Origin of the sequence: Pelorhabdus rhamnosifermentans (assembly GCF_018835585.1) — a bacterium.
Taxonomy (GTDB): domain Bacteria; phylum Bacillota; class Negativicutes; order UMGS1260; family UMGS1260; genus Pelorhabdus; species Pelorhabdus rhamnosifermentans.
Genome location: NZ_JAHGVE010000019.1, coordinates 14852 through 30369, shown reverse-complemented (window position 1 = coordinate 30369; position 15518 = coordinate 14852). Strand labels below are relative to the sequence as shown.

At 40.1% G+C, this 15518-nt stretch carries 17 protein-coding genes and 1 riboswitch; of the genes, 8 read left to right on the top strand and 9 right to left on the bottom strand.

Features of this window, described 5'->3' with window-relative positions; translation table 11 throughout:
• Positions 1 to 17: 17 nt before the first annotated feature.
• Genes Ga0466249_RS18700 through Ga0466249_RS18690 form a run of 3 tightly spaced genes read right to left on the bottom strand, consistent with a single transcriptional unit; the run spans position 18 to position 3828 of the window.
• Positions 18 to 983 carry a phosphoglycerate dehydrogenase gene (locus Ga0466249_RS18700; RefSeq protein ID WP_215831004.1) on the bottom strand — a complete coding sequence of 322 codons (966 nt, stop codon included), beginning with the start codon at positions 981 to 983 and terminating at the stop codon, positions 18 to 20.
• 25 nt (positions 984 to 1008) lie between these two features.
• Complete coding sequence (locus tag Ga0466249_RS18695) at positions 1009 to 2553, bottom strand: gluconokinase (protein ID WP_215831003.1); 1545 nt, start codon at positions 2551 to 2553, stop codon at positions 1009 to 1011.
• 6 nt (positions 2554 to 2559) lie between these two features.
• Complete coding sequence (locus Ga0466249_RS18690) at positions 2560 to 3828, bottom strand: MFS transporter (RefSeq protein ID WP_215831002.1); 1269 nt, start codon at positions 3826 to 3828, stop codon at positions 2560 to 2562.
• 490 nt (positions 3829 to 4318) lie between these two features.
• On the opposite strand from Ga0466249_RS18690, the gene Ga0466249_RS18685 reads away from it, so the two are divergent.
• Both Ga0466249_RS18685 and Ga0466249_RS18680 read left to right on the top strand, forming a co-directional pair.
• A complete protein-coding gene (locus tag Ga0466249_RS18685) occupies positions 4319 to 4630 on the top strand; it encodes a helix-turn-helix domain-containing protein (protein WP_215831001.1) in 312 nt (103 codons plus the stop codon).
• Positions 4631 to 4648: 18 nt separating this feature from the next.
• A complete protein-coding gene (locus Ga0466249_RS18680) occupies positions 4649 to 4945 on the top strand; it encodes a helix-turn-helix domain-containing protein (protein ID WP_246588869.1) in 297 nt (98 codons plus the stop codon).
• A 143-nt stretch (positions 4946 to 5088) separates the two neighbouring features.
• Here the strand turns inward: Ga0466249_RS18680 and Ga0466249_RS18675 are convergent, their stop codons facing one another.
• Positions 5089 to 5970 carry a LysR family transcriptional regulator gene (locus Ga0466249_RS18675; protein WP_215831000.1) on the bottom strand — a complete coding sequence of 294 codons (882 nt, stop codon included), beginning with the start codon at positions 5968 to 5970 and terminating at the stop codon, positions 5089 to 5091.
• 174 nt (positions 5971 to 6144) lie between these two features.
• Between Ga0466249_RS18675 and Ga0466249_RS18670 the strand changes: the two genes are divergently transcribed.
• From Ga0466249_RS18670 to Ga0466249_RS18660, 3 genes are all read left to right on the top strand, one after another.
• On the top strand, positions 6145 to 7044 hold the full coding sequence (locus tag Ga0466249_RS18670) for a PhzF family isomerase (RefSeq protein ID WP_215830999.1): 900 nt from the start codon (positions 6145 to 6147) through the stop codon (positions 7042 to 7044).
• 100 nt (positions 7045 to 7144) lie between these two features.
• Positions 7145 to 7486, top strand: coding sequence for a RidA family protein (locus Ga0466249_RS27840; RefSeq protein WP_215831052.1), 342 nt, complete (start codon positions 7145 to 7147; stop codon positions 7484 to 7486).
• 224 nt (positions 7487 to 7710) lie between these two features.
• Positions 7711 to 8352 carry a lactate utilization protein gene (locus Ga0466249_RS18660; RefSeq protein WP_215830998.1) on the top strand — a complete coding sequence of 214 codons (642 nt, stop codon included), beginning with the start codon at positions 7711 to 7713 and terminating at the stop codon, positions 8350 to 8352.
• 145 nt (positions 8353 to 8497) lie between these two features.
• Here Ga0466249_RS18660 and Ga0466249_RS27835 read toward each other — a convergent pair whose 3' ends face one another.
• Positions 8498 to 8734, bottom strand: a complete 237-nt coding sequence (locus tag Ga0466249_RS27835) for a 4Fe-4S double cluster binding domain-containing protein (RefSeq protein ID WP_215830997.1) — start codon at positions 8732 to 8734, stop codon at positions 8498 to 8500.
• A gap of 153 nt (positions 8735 to 8887) precedes the next feature.
• On the opposite strand from Ga0466249_RS27835, the gene pdxR reads away from it, so the two are divergent.
• The 3 genes from pdxR to Ga0466249_RS18640 all read left to right on the top strand — a co-directional run bounded on the left by pdxR (position 8888) and on the right by Ga0466249_RS18640 (position 11816).
• Complete coding sequence (gene pdxR, locus Ga0466249_RS18650; RefSeq protein WP_215830996.1) at positions 8888 to 10300, top strand: MocR-like pyridoxine biosynthesis transcription factor PdxR; 1413 nt, start codon at positions 8888 to 8890, stop codon at positions 10298 to 10300.
• 112 nt (positions 10301 to 10412) lie between these two features.
• The gene (locus tag Ga0466249_RS18645; RefSeq protein ID WP_215830995.1) at positions 10413 to 11189 is read left to right on the top strand and encodes an arylamine N-acetyltransferase family protein; all 777 of its coding nucleotides are present in this window, start codon (positions 10413 to 10415) and stop codon (positions 11187 to 11189) included.
• A 216-nt stretch (positions 11190 to 11405) separates the two neighbouring features.
• Positions 11406 to 11816, top strand: a complete 411-nt coding sequence (locus Ga0466249_RS18640) for a CGGC domain-containing protein (protein ID WP_215830994.1) — start codon at positions 11406 to 11408, stop codon at positions 11814 to 11816.
• 157 nt (positions 11817 to 11973) lie between these two features.
• Here Ga0466249_RS18640 and Ga0466249_RS18635 read toward each other — a convergent pair whose 3' ends face one another.
• The 4 genes from Ga0466249_RS18635 to Ga0466249_RS26710 all read right to left on the bottom strand — a co-directional run bounded on the left by Ga0466249_RS18635 (position 11974) and on the right by Ga0466249_RS26710 (position 14990).
• Positions 11974 to 12540 carry a ferredoxin domain-containing protein gene (locus Ga0466249_RS18635; RefSeq protein ID WP_215830993.1) on the bottom strand — a complete coding sequence of 189 codons (567 nt, stop codon included), beginning with the start codon at positions 12538 to 12540 and terminating at the stop codon, positions 11974 to 11976.
• A gap of 632 nt (positions 12541 to 13172) precedes the next feature.
• Positions 13173 to 14060, bottom strand: a complete 888-nt coding sequence (locus tag Ga0466249_RS18630) for a DMT family transporter (protein ID WP_246588868.1) — start codon at positions 14058 to 14060, stop codon at positions 13173 to 13175.
• A 333-nt stretch (positions 14061 to 14393) separates the two neighbouring features.
• A complete protein-coding gene (locus tag Ga0466249_RS26715) occupies positions 14394 to 14579 on the bottom strand; it encodes a radical SAM protein (RefSeq protein WP_246588867.1) in 186 nt (61 codons plus the stop codon).
• 153 nt (positions 14580 to 14732) lie between these two features.
• On the bottom strand, positions 14733 to 14990 hold the full coding sequence (locus Ga0466249_RS26710; protein ID WP_246588866.1) for a hypothetical protein: 258 nt from the start codon (positions 14988 to 14990) through the stop codon (positions 14733 to 14735).
• Between the two features lie 85 nt (positions 14991 to 15075).
• A riboswitch (guanidine-I (ykkC/yxkD leader) is annotated at positions 15076 to 15170 on the bottom strand.
• Positions 15171 to 15518 lie beyond the last annotated feature (348 nt).

Below are 15518 nucleotides of genomic sequence, written 5' to 3'. Positions count from 1 at the left end.
AAAATCCCTCCCTTTGATTATTTTCCCGCCTTATTTACCGCATATAGCGGCGCCTGTCCGGACAATACCCGGATCACTTCCTGTGCGGCGATGACACTGCACTCTATCGCTGCCTCGGTGGTATACGCCCCGCAATGGGGCGTCACAATGACATTCGCCAAAGAAAACAGCGGATGATTGGATTGCGGTGGTTCTTGAGTTAACGTATCTGTCCCATAACCTGCAATCATGCCATGTTGCAAGGCTTCATAAAGATCATTTTCCTGAACCAAAATTCCTCGTGCTGTATTAATCAGAAAACCTGTCGGCTTCATAGCCCCGAAGACTTCTTTATTCATCATGTGGTTTGTACTCATTGCAGCAGGCACGTGCAAGGTAAGAAAATCAGCCTGCCCAATCACCTGTTCTTGTCTCAGATAGGTAACGCCATACTCCTGACACAGTTCCTGCCGCGGCACTGGATCATAAGCCACAATCTTCATTCCAAAGAAATGAGCCCGTTTAATGACCTCACCGCCAATATTCCCTGTTCCAATTACACCTAACACTTTTCCATACAATTCATGTCCCAACATTCGTTCCCATCTGCCCTGACGCACGGCAAAAGCCTGGGCGGGAATACTGCGTGCCAAAGAGATCATCAATCCAAACACCAATTCGCACACCGAAATAGTGTTTCCGCCTAAAGCCAAAGTAACAGCAACCCCCGCTTTTCGGGCAGCATCGACATCGACGTTGTTCACTCCCACCCCATTGCGTGCAACGATCTTAAGGGACGGAAGACCCGCCTCAATAACCTTAGCAGAAATCGGATCAAGCCCAATAATCGCGGCATCCATCCCTTTAATATGCCGTATCATTTCTTCCTCCGACCAGCCGCCTTTACCCACACACCGGATAACTTCATGTCCTGCCGACTCCAATAATGCGGGCCCATCTTCAAAAGCAGCAACAGAACGAGCTGTAATTAAAACCTTTCCCATCGTCTTCCCTCCTGCAAAAATATCATCATTTTACAGACTGTTGATTCTGAAAAGCAGCAATATCCGTAAATTCCTGTTGTACCTTCCAATATAAGCGATGATAAATTTCATATAGTTTCCCATAGCATTTTACGGCTTCACTACGAGGTTGATAGGTTTTTTCCACCGTAACTAACTGATGAGTCACAGCAATATCCTTTAGCACCCCTGTAGCAACAAACCCTAACACAGCGGCACCAAAAGCAGCCCCTTCCTGAATATGAGGTACACTAACCGCTTCATTACACACATCCGCTAAAATTTGGGGCCATAATTTGGACTTAATAAAACTCCCGCTGATCCGGATCTCAGAAGGCGTCCCTGTTACCTCTTTTAAAGCACAGAGCACACTATTCATACGATAGCAAACTCCTTCCATCGTTGCGCGAATCAAGTGACTTTTATTGTGGTTTAAGTTCAATCCGAAGAGCACTCCCCGGGCATCTGCATTCCAATAAGGGGCCCGTTCTCCCGCAAAAAAAGGCAGCAGAATAAGACCATTGCAACCCGGCGGTACTTTTGCCGCATAGATATTCATCAGCTCATAGGCATCTACACCGATTTTTTCAGCAATTCTTTGTTCCGTCTCATTAAATTTATCCCGCATCCAACGGAGGGCTATCCCACCATTATTAATCGCTCCGCCTAACACCCAAACTTTATCCGTCAAGTTATAACACCAAGTACGTCCCTTCTCATCTGTTCTCGGCTTATCCGTCAGCATACGAATAGCCCCGCTCGTACCGATGGTAGCACTCATTTGGCCTGGCCGAACTGCCCCGATCCCGACATTGACCAGAACCCCGTCACCTGCGCCAATAACAATGGGAATCCCAGGCTGTAATCCCAGCCTTTGCGCCGCATCCGCTTGCAGCGGGCGACTATACGTCGTCGGTACCACTTCCGGCAATTGAGTTTCGGAAATCTGCAACAACCGTAAAATTTCTGGATTCCAGCAGAGCATAAATATATCGTATAATCCCGAGCCACTGGCAATGGAGCGGTCTACAACCCACTTACCTGTCCAAATCCGAAATACATAGTCTTTAATCGAACCAAACAAAGCGGCATTCTTCCATACATCCGGCCGATCCTTTCGCAGCCAGGCAATCTTCGTCAGCGGATACATCGGATGAAACGGACACCCCGTCCGGCGATAGAAGGAACCCAGTTCGCACTGCTTATTTTTTATTTCCCGGACAATTTCCTGGCTGCGATTATCTGCCCAGGTCATAAGTTTCGTCACTGGATGCCCCGCCCGATCATAAGCCAAAAAACTATGAAATACCGAACTAATCGCGATCCCGTCTGGTTTCTGACCCCGTTGCAATAACCCCTTCGACACTTCTAAAACCGCACTTTCCATGGCACTCACGATTTCATCCGGATCTTGTTCCGCCCAACCAGCCTGAGGTGTATACAAAGGGTACTCTTTCGCTGCAACCTGAAGAGATTGTCCGTCTGGCTGATAGGCTACAGCCCTTACGCCGGTAGTACCAATATCAATTCCTATCCAAAGCGGTGTCTTCACTCTGAATCACCCGTTCACTACAATGGGCTCAATTTTTCTCAGCATGAACCCGTACACGAATGCGCCCAGCAGACAGCAAATCCCGGATAGAACCAAAGCAGGCATAAAGGAACCTGAGCCCGTAACAATCGGACCTAAAATGCCGCCACAATTGGAAGCGCAATTTTGAATGCCACCTAACACCGAAGTCATATTCCGCGGTGCCACATCCCCGGGCAGCGACCAAATCGCACTAGCGGCAAAAGCTAATCCGCCATAAGACACACAAAGTAAACCAATCGCTAAGATATCCGATTCTACGAGTCCGGCAAAAGCAATCACCGTTGCAAGTAACATACCGCCGACCATATTGACTTTACGGGCTATTGTCAATGAACCCGTTTTTACATACAAATAGTCCGTAAAAATCCCGCCTGCCCATTGCGCTAAAATACCGCATAAAGGAGGCAGCATAGCGAACCATCCCATCGTCATCAGCTGCATGCCCCGATCTTTCACCAAATAAGTAGGGAACCAAGTAATGAAAAAATAGATGGCATAATTAAATAAGAAAAATCCCAGACACATGGCAGCCACATTGCGATACTTTAACAGTTCATACCATTTCATCGGCTGAATCGTATCAATGCCTTCTTTTTTAACTTGTCCATCCCGAATATAAGCAAGTTCGGCTTGATTCACATACGCATGTTTTTCAGGGTCCTTATAATAAGCTAACCAGGCAACAACCCAAATAAGGCCCACAAGTCCACATACCACAAAGGGAATACGCCACCCATACACAGCAACCATCCACGCAACCATGGGCATGGTAAAAGCAGTACCAAATTTCGTGCCACTATCAAATAAAGCAGTCACACGGCCCCGTTCGCGATCAGGAAACCACTTGGCGGCAATTCCCGTATTGCAGGGATACGCGCCTGCTTCCCCGATGCCCATAAAAATACGGGCCCCGATTAATCCGCCTACTGATTTCGCCGCCGCAGTAACAGCCGTCGCCACGGACCACCACAGGACAGACCCTGCCAAAGTCATACGCTGTCCGATCTTATCGGCAATCCAACCGGCTGGAATTTGAAAAGCCGCATAACTCCAGAAAAAAGAAGACATGATAATTCCCATCTGTGTAGGTCCCAGTCCCAGTTCTTTCATCATACTGGGTGTGGCTGCCGACATACAGGTACGATCCAAATAATTGATCGATATGGCAGCCCACATTAGAAAAGCGATTCCCCAACGAACCTTGGTCATTTTCGGTTGATTCTTGTCATTCATATTGCTCCTCCTTTTGTTCCTCACCGCATAACATCCGCTCCCCTTCTCCTGTTATGATTAGACATTTACGTCTCTAGTTCGATAGGTTATAATAAAATTGTGTATTTTAAGTAATATTTATCTAATGAAGCAAAACTTTGCTTGGCGGCTTGGATGCTTCATTCCCGGTACATTGCAATCTGTAAGGATTGCATGTACCACTGCATGCTGCATGTACCACTTACCCCTTGTATTACGCTTCACCTCGCCTTACACATCGTTGTATCAGAACGACTTTTTGAACAATACTATCTACGTGCAATTTCATTATATGACATTTATTAGTGTCAGTCAATAGTTTATTTGTCATTTATAAATGTCACATAGATCTAATTTAGTATTTAAATTGAAATTTATAAATGCCATTTTTTTGTTTTCGCATTATATTGCGTTTAGGGAGGTGTTCTTTACGGACTTCAATTTTGAAGAAATAGGTAAAAGAATACGTCATGTGAGAGGAACTTTATCTCAAACAACTTTTGGAGATTCTATCGACAGTTCACGAAGTTATGTGAATAACATTGAACATGGAGCTAAACCAAGCATTGAATTTTTAGCTAATGTCTGTCTGGTATATAATGTTTCTTTAGATTGGTTAGTGTTTGGCAAAGAAGTTCAACTCCAAAAATTAACCGAAACGACACCCGACCAAGATTTAAAAGAAATGACAGATGTTTTAAAACATTTGTTAGAAAGTAATAACCCAGAGATGCGAGGATGGGCAAAAGTTCAATTCAAGAAAATTTTTAAAGATCATTGCTAATGTACATCGCTAATTCTGATGCGGAGTGTTTTCAATGAATTTTCCTCACCGATTAAAAGAACTAAGACAACCACTAAAACATCCCAACAAGAATTAGCCAACTTACTTGGCATATCTACCCGCGCTTGGCGGTTTTACGAATCTGGTGACAGAGAACCTAATATTGCTGGCTTGATCGCTCTAGCTGACTATTTTGATGTTTTTCTTGATTATTTAGTGGGCCGAACGGATGACGACTTAAATAAAAATGAACCTGAAGAACGAATGGTAATATCTCGTTCATTCAGGTTCATTTTTTATTCAATTTTGGAGTAGTACCAGCGAAGCTGTCACCATCCGCAAAGTAATGGGTTATGGTAAACTTGGCGTCATGGTTGAGGGAGCATCGCTGTTACCAACCTGAAGTCCGTTCATTTTATATCTAGTGGGGGCTACCATAGGCCCCCCCAACTGTCTTCCTAACTCATACTCATCTCATGCACTAAATAATCGGTGAACTCGCGTAGCAGTGGAAAAAACCACTTATTTTTATGATAAACAAGTTGTGTGCTAACCTCATCATCTCTAGATAAATCAAGTTCAAAAAAACTCATTTTCCCCGACGCAACTTCGATTTCAACTGTACTATAAGGCAAGACACTTATCCCTGAGTTTATTACTATGCTCTGTTTTATGGCTTCTATGCTTAAGGCTTCAATTATATTCCGTCTATTACCCAAATATTTTCCTAAATAGTTATCGAATGTTTTACGATAACTACAATCACTTTTGGGATATATAAATACAGTACTTTGGTTCTCCAAATCATCTAACATTTGTAATTGAGAATAAGTTCCTACTATCCCCATCTTTTCTTTGGCCAATTCTATTGCTATCAAATTATCGTTTTCTTGCTGCGGCTGCATAACACACATTACATCAATTTCCGAGGATAATAGCTTGCTGGTAAGCTCAGCTTTTTGTCCTAAAACTTGAATTATTTTAACTTGAGGGTTGTCTTGCTGAAAGCGATTTATTATTGATTGCAATCGGTAGACTGCCACTGATTCCTGAGCACCTATTTTTATTGCGCTTTCATTTAGAAACTCTGCCTTTTTCAGCATTTCAATTTTTTTATGCGCTGTTAATATGACATCGGCTATAGATAGCAACTCTTTACCTAATTCAGTTATTATGATATTTTTTCCAATTCTCTCAAATACTTTACCGTTTAATTCTCTTTCAATTGCTTGAATATGTATCGTTAATGTTGATTGAGAGTAACTTAGTTCTTCACTCGCTTTAGTAAAACTCGCCAATCGCGCAATCGTCTGAAATGTAATTAAATGTCGTATATCCATGATACACCTCAAAACTTACTCTGAACTCTTGCTTCAGTTATTCGATTCAAAGCTCTCTATCCCCTCCTATTACTATTTTCAATACTTTCATTTAGAATATTGAATTTTACTTATATCCTATTTAGGACTACTATGATAATAATAATTCTAAAAATAGTTTAGGAGGCCGAGGTAATGAACACATATAGAGTTTATCAAGTAGATTCATTTACATCCGATAAATTCAAAGGAAATCCTGCGGGAGTAGTCACAAATGCAGAAGGGTTATCCGAGTATGATATGCAATGCATAGCGCGTGAGCTAAACAATTCTGAGACCGTCTTTATTTTGCCACCCGATGATTCAAGCCACGATGTAAAACTTAGATATTTTACTCCAACCACAGAGGTACCTTCCTGTGGTCATGCCACAATTGCCGCCCATTACGTACGAGCTATCGAAAATCAACTCAAATCTAGCCAAGTCATGCAAAAAATAGGTATTGGTATTTTACCTATAGATATCATAAAAAATGAAGATTATACTATTTGGATGACCCAAGGAACAATCGAATTTTCCAATCCACTGTCTAATAAAGATTGCCACAATCTATTATCAGGTCTCGGTCTAACAGAAGAGGACTTAGATGAACGTTGTCCTATTCAAATTGTTTCGACAGGGCATTCAAAGGTAATGATTGGAATTAAATCCCGCACCACGCTCAATAGTATATCTCCTAACATGAGTATGTTAATTGAATTAAGCAAAAAAATCGGCTGTAATGGTTACTATGTTTTTACTTTTGCAGCACCTAACAGCGATGTATTAACTTATGGCAGAATGTTTGCTCCAGCCATTGGAATTCCTGAAGACCCCGTAACAGGAAATGCCAATGGTCCTTTAGGGGCATATCTAGTTAATTATGGATTAGTCAAGCATGACGGAGCTCTATTTTCTTTCAAAGGGGCCCAAGGAGAAGCAATTGGCCGCAATGGAATTGTTTATGTAAATGTAAAAATAGAAAATGATGAGCCAGTACAAGTTATAATTGGTGGAAAAGCAGTCATTGCCTTTAAAACACAAATTGAATTATAACTTTCTGACTTTCATTACAAAAACGTCATGTAACTAAAATAATATAGCAGTTTAGGAATGTGATATGAAGATGTCTAATGAGTAAGTTTCATCAAGGCCCATAGGCCATTATTCCCCAGCCATAGTACATAACGGCCTTGTATACGTATCTGGACAAATCGCTGTTGACCCATCATATGGTAAATTGCCTTCCAACAAGGCCGTCGAAGTACAGACGCGACAAGTATTAAATAATATCGTTAGCATTCTAGAAAAGCACGGTAGTGACAAACTAAAAATAATTAAGACCACCGTATTCACCCCTGATATCATCTATTGGACAATTATAAACGAAGTATACTCCAATTTTTTTGGAGATTACAAACCGGCGAGAACAGTAGTTCCCACAACTTCCTTGCACCACAATGCGCTTGTCGAAATTGAAGCTATTGCCTACATCTAATTAACAGTAAGAAAAACAGAAAACCGATAAGACCTCCATCTGAAAGGTCTTATCGGTTTTCTCTAAGAAACATCGGAAATGGTGCCCAGGAAAACAACGGAGATACGGTGGTGTTTTATCAGAATAAATGTTATGGCTACGGATTATGTGTTACGACCTGCCCGAGCGGGCCCATAGAAATGAAATTGCGGCGCGAATAAAAATTTAAGGGGGAGACTAAGATAATGAATGATTTAGCAATGTGGCACAATGATGTTATCGGACAGAGAGCGGTTGAGGCTTTAAATAAGCACAATTTTAGCGCTCACTACTTTGGTAATCGGCAAGAAGCGGTTGACTATGTTTTGCAGCTTATCCCGGATGGGGCGACCATTGGAATGGGCGGTTCCAAGACGGCGATAGAATTGGGTCTGTGGGAGTTGGTCTCTGAGCGTGGGCATGAGATATTTAATCATAATCAGCCAAGACTATCGCTTGAGGAAAAGACTGAGAGACGTTATAAGCAACTTACATGCGACGTATTTTTAACAAGCGCAAATGCGATCACACTGACAGGAGAAATTGTGAACCGTGACGGAAACGGGAATCGAGTGGCCGCAATGATGTTCGGGCCGAAAAGGGTCATAATCATTGCAGGGACCAATAAAATAGTTAGGGACCTCGAAGAGGCCGACAAGCGGATTAAGATGTATGCCGCTCCGATGAACAACAAGAGATTTGAGTCACCTAATCCGTGTGTGCAGCTCGGCGAGTGTGTGGATTGTAACAGTCCCCAGAGAAGCTGCCGTATCACGACCATACTTAGCAGGCGTCCACCACTTACCGATATTCACGTAGTATTAGTAGGAAAAAATCTCGGCTTTTAACGGCACTCGAGGTTGCTCTCTAGTTCCTGAAAAGAATATCACCTTCCTGACCTCCTCGCTCACGCTGACTATGTGGCGAAGGTTGAAACAACCGCTTGTGTTCAGTGTGGCACCTGTTAGTTACCGATACCTTAAAATTGAATTACTAACTTATTTTTCCACGTGGGCAAGCATAAACACACATAGCACATACTTGAAGCTTGCCAAGACTGTCAAGTTCCGCAAAATAGTTCATGCATTTCGTTACATCCAGTCTTGCAGAGCGGAGTTCGTATTCAACAGAATTCCTGCCTTTAATGGCCTGAACAGGACAGACGCTTACACACTGGTGGCACGTTCCACATTTATTTTCCAGCAAGAACCAAGTAAAGAAGTATGCCATGCCTCATTTAGCGTGAATTGTTTGCGTTGACAACAGCCGTCAGATTTATATTGATTTCTTATATAAAATAAAGATACAATAAAATCGGCTTCTCCATAATTTTGAATAATAATATTTTATAGGAGCCAATTTTAAAGAAAAGGAGATTCATTTGTGCTCATATATATCGATAAAGATACAAAAGCTCCCATTTATGAACAAATTTATACTATTTTGAGGCAAAAAATATTATCTGGCTCACTTAAATTCGCAGACAAACTTCCTGCAACGAGAAAGCTAGCTACGGAATTATCGATTGGACGTAATACTGTTGATAGGGCCTATCAACAACTTATCGCAGAAGGATATGTAACCTCTAAGGTTGGAAGTGGATTTACTGTTAATAAGATCCCCATTGAATTTGCGGTTTCTGATCAAGTAGATTTCAGCGCCCATTCCTTGGAAAAAGCACAGTCACAGTCCGTTTCCATACGATATGATTTTGCACATGGAGCCACTGATAATTCTATTTTTCCTTATAAGCAATGGAGAAAAAGTATCAACTATGCTCTAAATCTAATGGAATCATATTCTTGTATCCACTATCCGAGTCGACAAGGCGAAGCTTCCTTACGGCAAAATATCTCGTCCTATTTACAACGTTCAAGAGGTGTTCGTTGTAATGCATCACAAGTAATTATCACTTGTGGACATCAACATTCAATGGAAGTCATAGCAAATATGTTTGAACATTCAAGTAAGCGCTTCGCAATGGAAGATCCCGGATATGACGGAGTTCGTATTGTATTTCAGAATCATAACTATCAATTAACACCGATTCCAGTAGAAAAAGATGGTGTTTCTATTGAACCAATAAAAATTTTAAATACAGATCACCTTTTATATTTAACTCCGTCGCATCAATTTCCAACCGGCGTAATTCTCCCCATAGCTAAACGCCGCAAGCTAATTCATTGGGCATTTAATACCAATAGCTATTTAATTGAAGATGATTATGACAGTGAACTACGTTATGACACAAATCCAATTCCTTCTTTGCAATCATTAGATATTCATGGCAGAACTATTTATACCGGAACCTTTTCAAAGTCACTTTCACCTTCCATGCGTGTAGCATATATCGTATTACCGGACTCCTTAATGGATACATACCGTCGCTACTATCATCGCTATAATTCACAAGTTTCCGCTTTGCATCAGATTGCGCTTGCAGATTTCATTGCAAGCGGCAACTATGAAAAGCACATAAACCGTCTGCGTATCTTCTATCGTAAAAGACAAAACGCTTTGCTAACTGCCTTACGTGAAGTTTTTGGTAATACTGCCTTCATATCCGGCGAAGGAGCCGGTAAGCATATTCTTTTAACGTTAAAAAACTCACTTTCTCAGGATGATCTGATAAAGCGTGCTGAAAATATTGGTATCCGAGTTTATTCTACTAAAGAACACTATATGAATCCAATAGATTGTCCACACTCGCAAATTTTACTTGGATTTTCTATCATTCCAACTCATGATTTAAAATTAGTTTTAGAGGAATTGCATCACGCTTGGAATAATGATTGAAAATAGAATTTAAAATTTAACAATTGGCCTCATATAAACTATCAAAAGCGGTTCTTATTTCAGAACCGCTTTTATGCTATTCTTAAATAAACCACGTACCAGAGGTGTAAGAATGATTTATACAAAGAAACAAATCGAACAGTATTTAGAAAGAATCCAGTACGGCAGTTGGGTAGCGTTCAACGAACAGACATTACGAGATTTGCAAATTGCCCACCTGACCCATATCCCTTATGAAAATTTAGATGTCCTGAAGGGTATCCCTGTTTCCTTGGACTCAGAAGCATTATTTAATAAGATGATTTTGGGTAAACGAGGCGGCTATTGTTTTGAATTAAACGGGCTGTACAGCAATTTACTTAAAAGTCTTGGATTTCGTGTGACCAATTATCTCGGACGGTTTATTATTGGTTACAATAGCGTTCAGATGCGTCGTCATCGTATATTGAAAGTGGCAACAAATGATGGGGTTTTCATTTGTGACGTTGGTGTTCGTAGCGAATCTTATCGTGCACCACTTTATTTTATTGAAAAGAAAGTACAGTCCGACGGTATAAGCGAGTATAAGCTAGTTAGAGACGATTTTTATGGTTGGATTCTATGCATGCGTGAATCGGGTAAAGACTGGAAAAAGATTTATGGTTTTACGGAAGAGCCGCAACTTGACTTGGATTATGTGATGCCATCCTTTTTTTGCGAAAAACACCCCGATTCTGAGCATAATAAGTTTCGCAAAATATCCATTTTTACAGCAAACAGCCAAATCGGCCTCGTGGACAATGAGCTTAAAGTCTATAAGAACGCCAAGATTGATCAAAAGAAGCGACTGCAAAATGAGGAAGAAATCCATGAAGTTCTTCGTACTGTTTTCGGAATAGAAAACATATAAAACATAATTACAACACACCAAAATATATTTTAAAGCTACCGATATTAAGAAAGAAAATATGAGTACTGAAAAAGTAATTTATTGATTCGATGAAAAAGGGCATTCACTATTGCATAATTGGCCCTATGGAAATTATTAAAAGCGGTTCTTATTTCAGAACCGCTTTTGTGCTATGCTTAAATAAATTTTTAAAAACTACGTATTGGAGGAAAAAATATGAGTACAAAATATGTTGTAATTATTCAATGTGATATTGCACATAAAAGGTGCAGTGGATTTGCTTGTACAAATGCATTCTATAATAAAGATGGCGTTTTTAAGGATTATGATAATACTGTAAGATATATTTCATTTACTTGTGGTGGATGTTGCGGAAAAGGGGTTGCCGCTAAATTAGAACATTTCTCTAAAAAGCTTGCAAAGAAAAGTAACATTACCAAAGACGAAGTAGTCGTTCATTTATCATCTTGTATGGTAACCGAAAACCATCATTCTACTAGATGCCCACATGCAGATTATATCAGGAATATAGTAGCAAAGAAAGGCTATAAAAGTGTAGTGGAAGGGTCTTACATAAGTGCTGGCGCAACAAGGAAAAGAGAAGAAGGTATTTATAGTAAATTCTAATATAATGCTTAAGTTTGCATTTACCCAGTTTTTTGGAATAATGCTAAGACGAGCCAGTGCAATTGCGCTGGCTCTAACTTTTATACTTGTTTAGCTATCATGTCATTCATTTTTGTAATGGCCTTTTTCTTTATTTTTAATGATGGGAACTTTAAATTCACGTTGTGCTTGGGTGGAAAGCCCCTAAATCAAAATAGATACTTTTTCCTGATACCGACAGAGGAATTCCTAAAATTTTATTTACATCATCGCCCAACAATTGCATTTCCATGGCTGTTTTTCCGATGGAGAACATGACGCGGTTATCAATCCGATGATCAGCTGCTATGGAAACTGCGCTGCCAACGGCAATTCCCAAATCAATATCATCAAATGCACAGTGCCCGCCTTTTTTTTGCGTTTCACCGCAATTCTCAAAACCGCAAAAACTACAGAAAGAAAGTCCACGCGGTTTGGTTTTTGTACCAATTAAAACGACCGCATTCGAATTTCGCACGCTGTTGGCGTCACGCATGTTGCGCTTGCAAAATTGCTCATCCCGTTCCTGTCCTAACTTATCCATGCCATTAGCCAATTTTTCTAGATCCTGCTCTGTCAAAATTGCTGTTACGATACGGTCAATTCCTCTTGTCTTTGGTGCCGTTCTTGCAGCCACACACATTTTTTTAGCGACATCTAATACCGTTTCCTTTTCAGCCACACTGCTTTCAATAATCATAAACATCTTCCTCTCCCTCTACGAAATGTAATGTATAGTATAATAATAAAATATAATTTCATCATTTACTAGTACGCACATTTTTGTGGTATAGTATCCATTTGTATACTAAAGAGGACTGCAGCAGATTACAAAATATCTTATATTTATACAAGTTGCCGGATATAATATAAAAGCAAGCAACTGACTATGAAAAAATGATTTTTCCATGACTAGTTGCATATTTTCCATCCCATGAGTATAATATAAGAAAAGACTGACGTGCGCTAACACGCCAGCCCCACAGGCTGTCTAACCGGAAAACGGTTAGCCCAAATGCTACGTTATTAAGAAATAGCCGCACACTTGAGCAGGGGCGGCTATTTCTTTTTGGTCATGACCAATACCATGAGCGTGGCAAATGCGACAGCAAATGTCAATGCTTCATAAACAGTCATCCTACCACCCCCTTCCTGGAAAGGAAGGGGCTAACCGTCCCCCGAGCAGCCTGTTACGCTTATTATAGCATATTCTTCCAGAGGTAAAAGAGAAAATTCTTATTCCTGGCTTTGTTGTAAAACTGTGCCGCCTTCACTGAATGAGGCGGCCTTTTTATTTTCCCCGCCGCGCAGTTGCTCATCACTCGGCTGAGCGAGCCTTTATGCTTGATCTGGATCGGGAGAATGTCCCCAAAGTTGGATGATAATAACACCGGCAATGATTAAGATTCCACCTATTATCTGTAAAGCCGAAAGCGTATCACCTAGTAGTAATACAGAAAGCCCCACGGTAACCACTGGTTCCAGGGTACTTATAATCGAAGCATTAGCTGCTCCGATACGTGTAATACCTACAAAAAATCCAAGTATGCCAACGATCGTTGCCAAAATAGCAATACCCAACAGTGCCATCCAGCCGAATAACGGCAGTGTTATAATCAGGCTGCCACTGGAAATGCCGATTATGATAAAGATGATTCCCGCCGAAGTACATACATAAGTAGTAGCAACCAGCGAATCCACGTGTTTTAGTATCCGATTGCCAATGACAATATAGCAGGAATATACAAACGCTGCGCCAAGGCCGGTCATAAGACCCATTATCTTAACTTCCGAAATGGTAATTCCTAATATAAGCGCCAGTCCGCTAAAGCAAATAAGGAGGGCAACAACCCTTTTCCATGATATCATTTCGTCACCAATCAGAAAAGACATCACTGCTACCAAAGCAGGATAGGCATATAGAAGCATGGCAGCTAATGATGCCGGCAAAATTTCTACCGTTATTGCATACAAAAACGACATCGTACCATACCCTATGGCGCCCATTAAGCAGAGTTGAATAATTTGCTTCGTCGGAAGGTGAAAAGAGCGCTGGCTTATTACAATAATTGACCATAAAATAAACGACGCCAAGATAAAACGAAACCCCAGAATGGTTAAGGAATTGGCGCCAGCATCGAAGGCGAACTTCATGAAAATAGGCAAAGTAGCAAAACCGGCAGCTGATAGGGCTACCATACCTGTGCCAAAAAGTTTTTGCGACAAAGCATCTATCCCTCCTTTAGTCCGTACGTTATCCACTTTTTCTTTCGCGTACAAAGCATTGTTGCTACTCCCCTTCAAAAATCGTAAGCTATCGCTAATAGCACCTTCGTTTTAAGCCGATCAAATATCACTTGTTTAGTCGCTATCAATCTCATCTCCATTGCCATATACTTTTGCAGATTTTTTCCGCAACACTCAGACTGTACTCTATCTTGTTATGCAGCTTATTCACGTTATGTGCTAACGCTAATAGCATGCTTTCGGCTAAAATATTTTAATTGCCACTGTATTAACTGACCCTGGAAAGTTTCTTTTATTTCACCAAAAGCGACTTCAGATTGGATGCTTATTTGAAATTTCCTCAAATCTTTCATCAGTTATACCAAGTTTTTTCTTAAATCTTTCATCTTCCATTCTTGCCACAATTATCTTGCTTGGCAATATTTCCTTAATAATATTTTTTATCTTCTGAATTGCTTCGTCATCATCGTTATAGCCTTTAATGATAGTAACAAGCAATATAAACGTTCCTTTATATTGCTTGTTAAAGGAAACCATGTTTGAAATATATTCTTCTAACGTATATCCTTTAATCGGTCTTTGGATTTTTTGAAAATCTTCTTCTGTTATTACTTTTATTTCCCCAACTACCTCATCACATTTATTAGCGATTTATATATATTTATCTTGACCTAGTAAATATCCATTAGAAAGCAACCTTACAGGTAAGCTTTTTCCTTTGATAAAGTCAATAATATCACCAATTTTATTATTTATTAATGCTTCTCCCTTTGAGTTAATAAAGATTAATTCTGCTTTTTTATTTTCTATCATGCGTTCTAGTTCGATCAATGGACTGTCCATATTACCAAATGATTTTTGGGTATCTACCTTATTTTGCGACTTCCAGTCCCCTTCTTCCATCTTCAATATAAATATCCTTATAACTGAAACCACCCATCCCCTTATCCTCCTCAAGAATAAAGAATAAAAAAGCCTGAGAGATATTATTAATATCTCCCAGGCTTTTATCCCTCCGTGTACACAGTCAACTGTGTGTTTTCTCTCGGACCTGCCAGTTACAACTGCGGAACCCTAGAAAACTTGTATATAATTAAATTATGATTTGCAAACCTAAAATCGTAGATTAATTCTAGCATAACATTAAGATTAAATCAATCCTATGCCTTCTTCGTTGCGCCCCATTGCGTGATTTATTTGCCGATGTATGTTTTTATAAAAGTGCATATCTCATCCATAGCCTGTCGCACTGTCCTAGTGTTTTATCAGAGGACATAAGTACACCGATATTACATATATTGCAAATAATTAGACAATTTTCGAAAATATGGAGGAAATTGTGAAGTATTTGTGGAATTTTAAAAAAATAGGTTACTGGAAGAATAAAACCACAAGAAGCACGTTTATGAGCATCTTTATAACTATTTGTATAAAGAT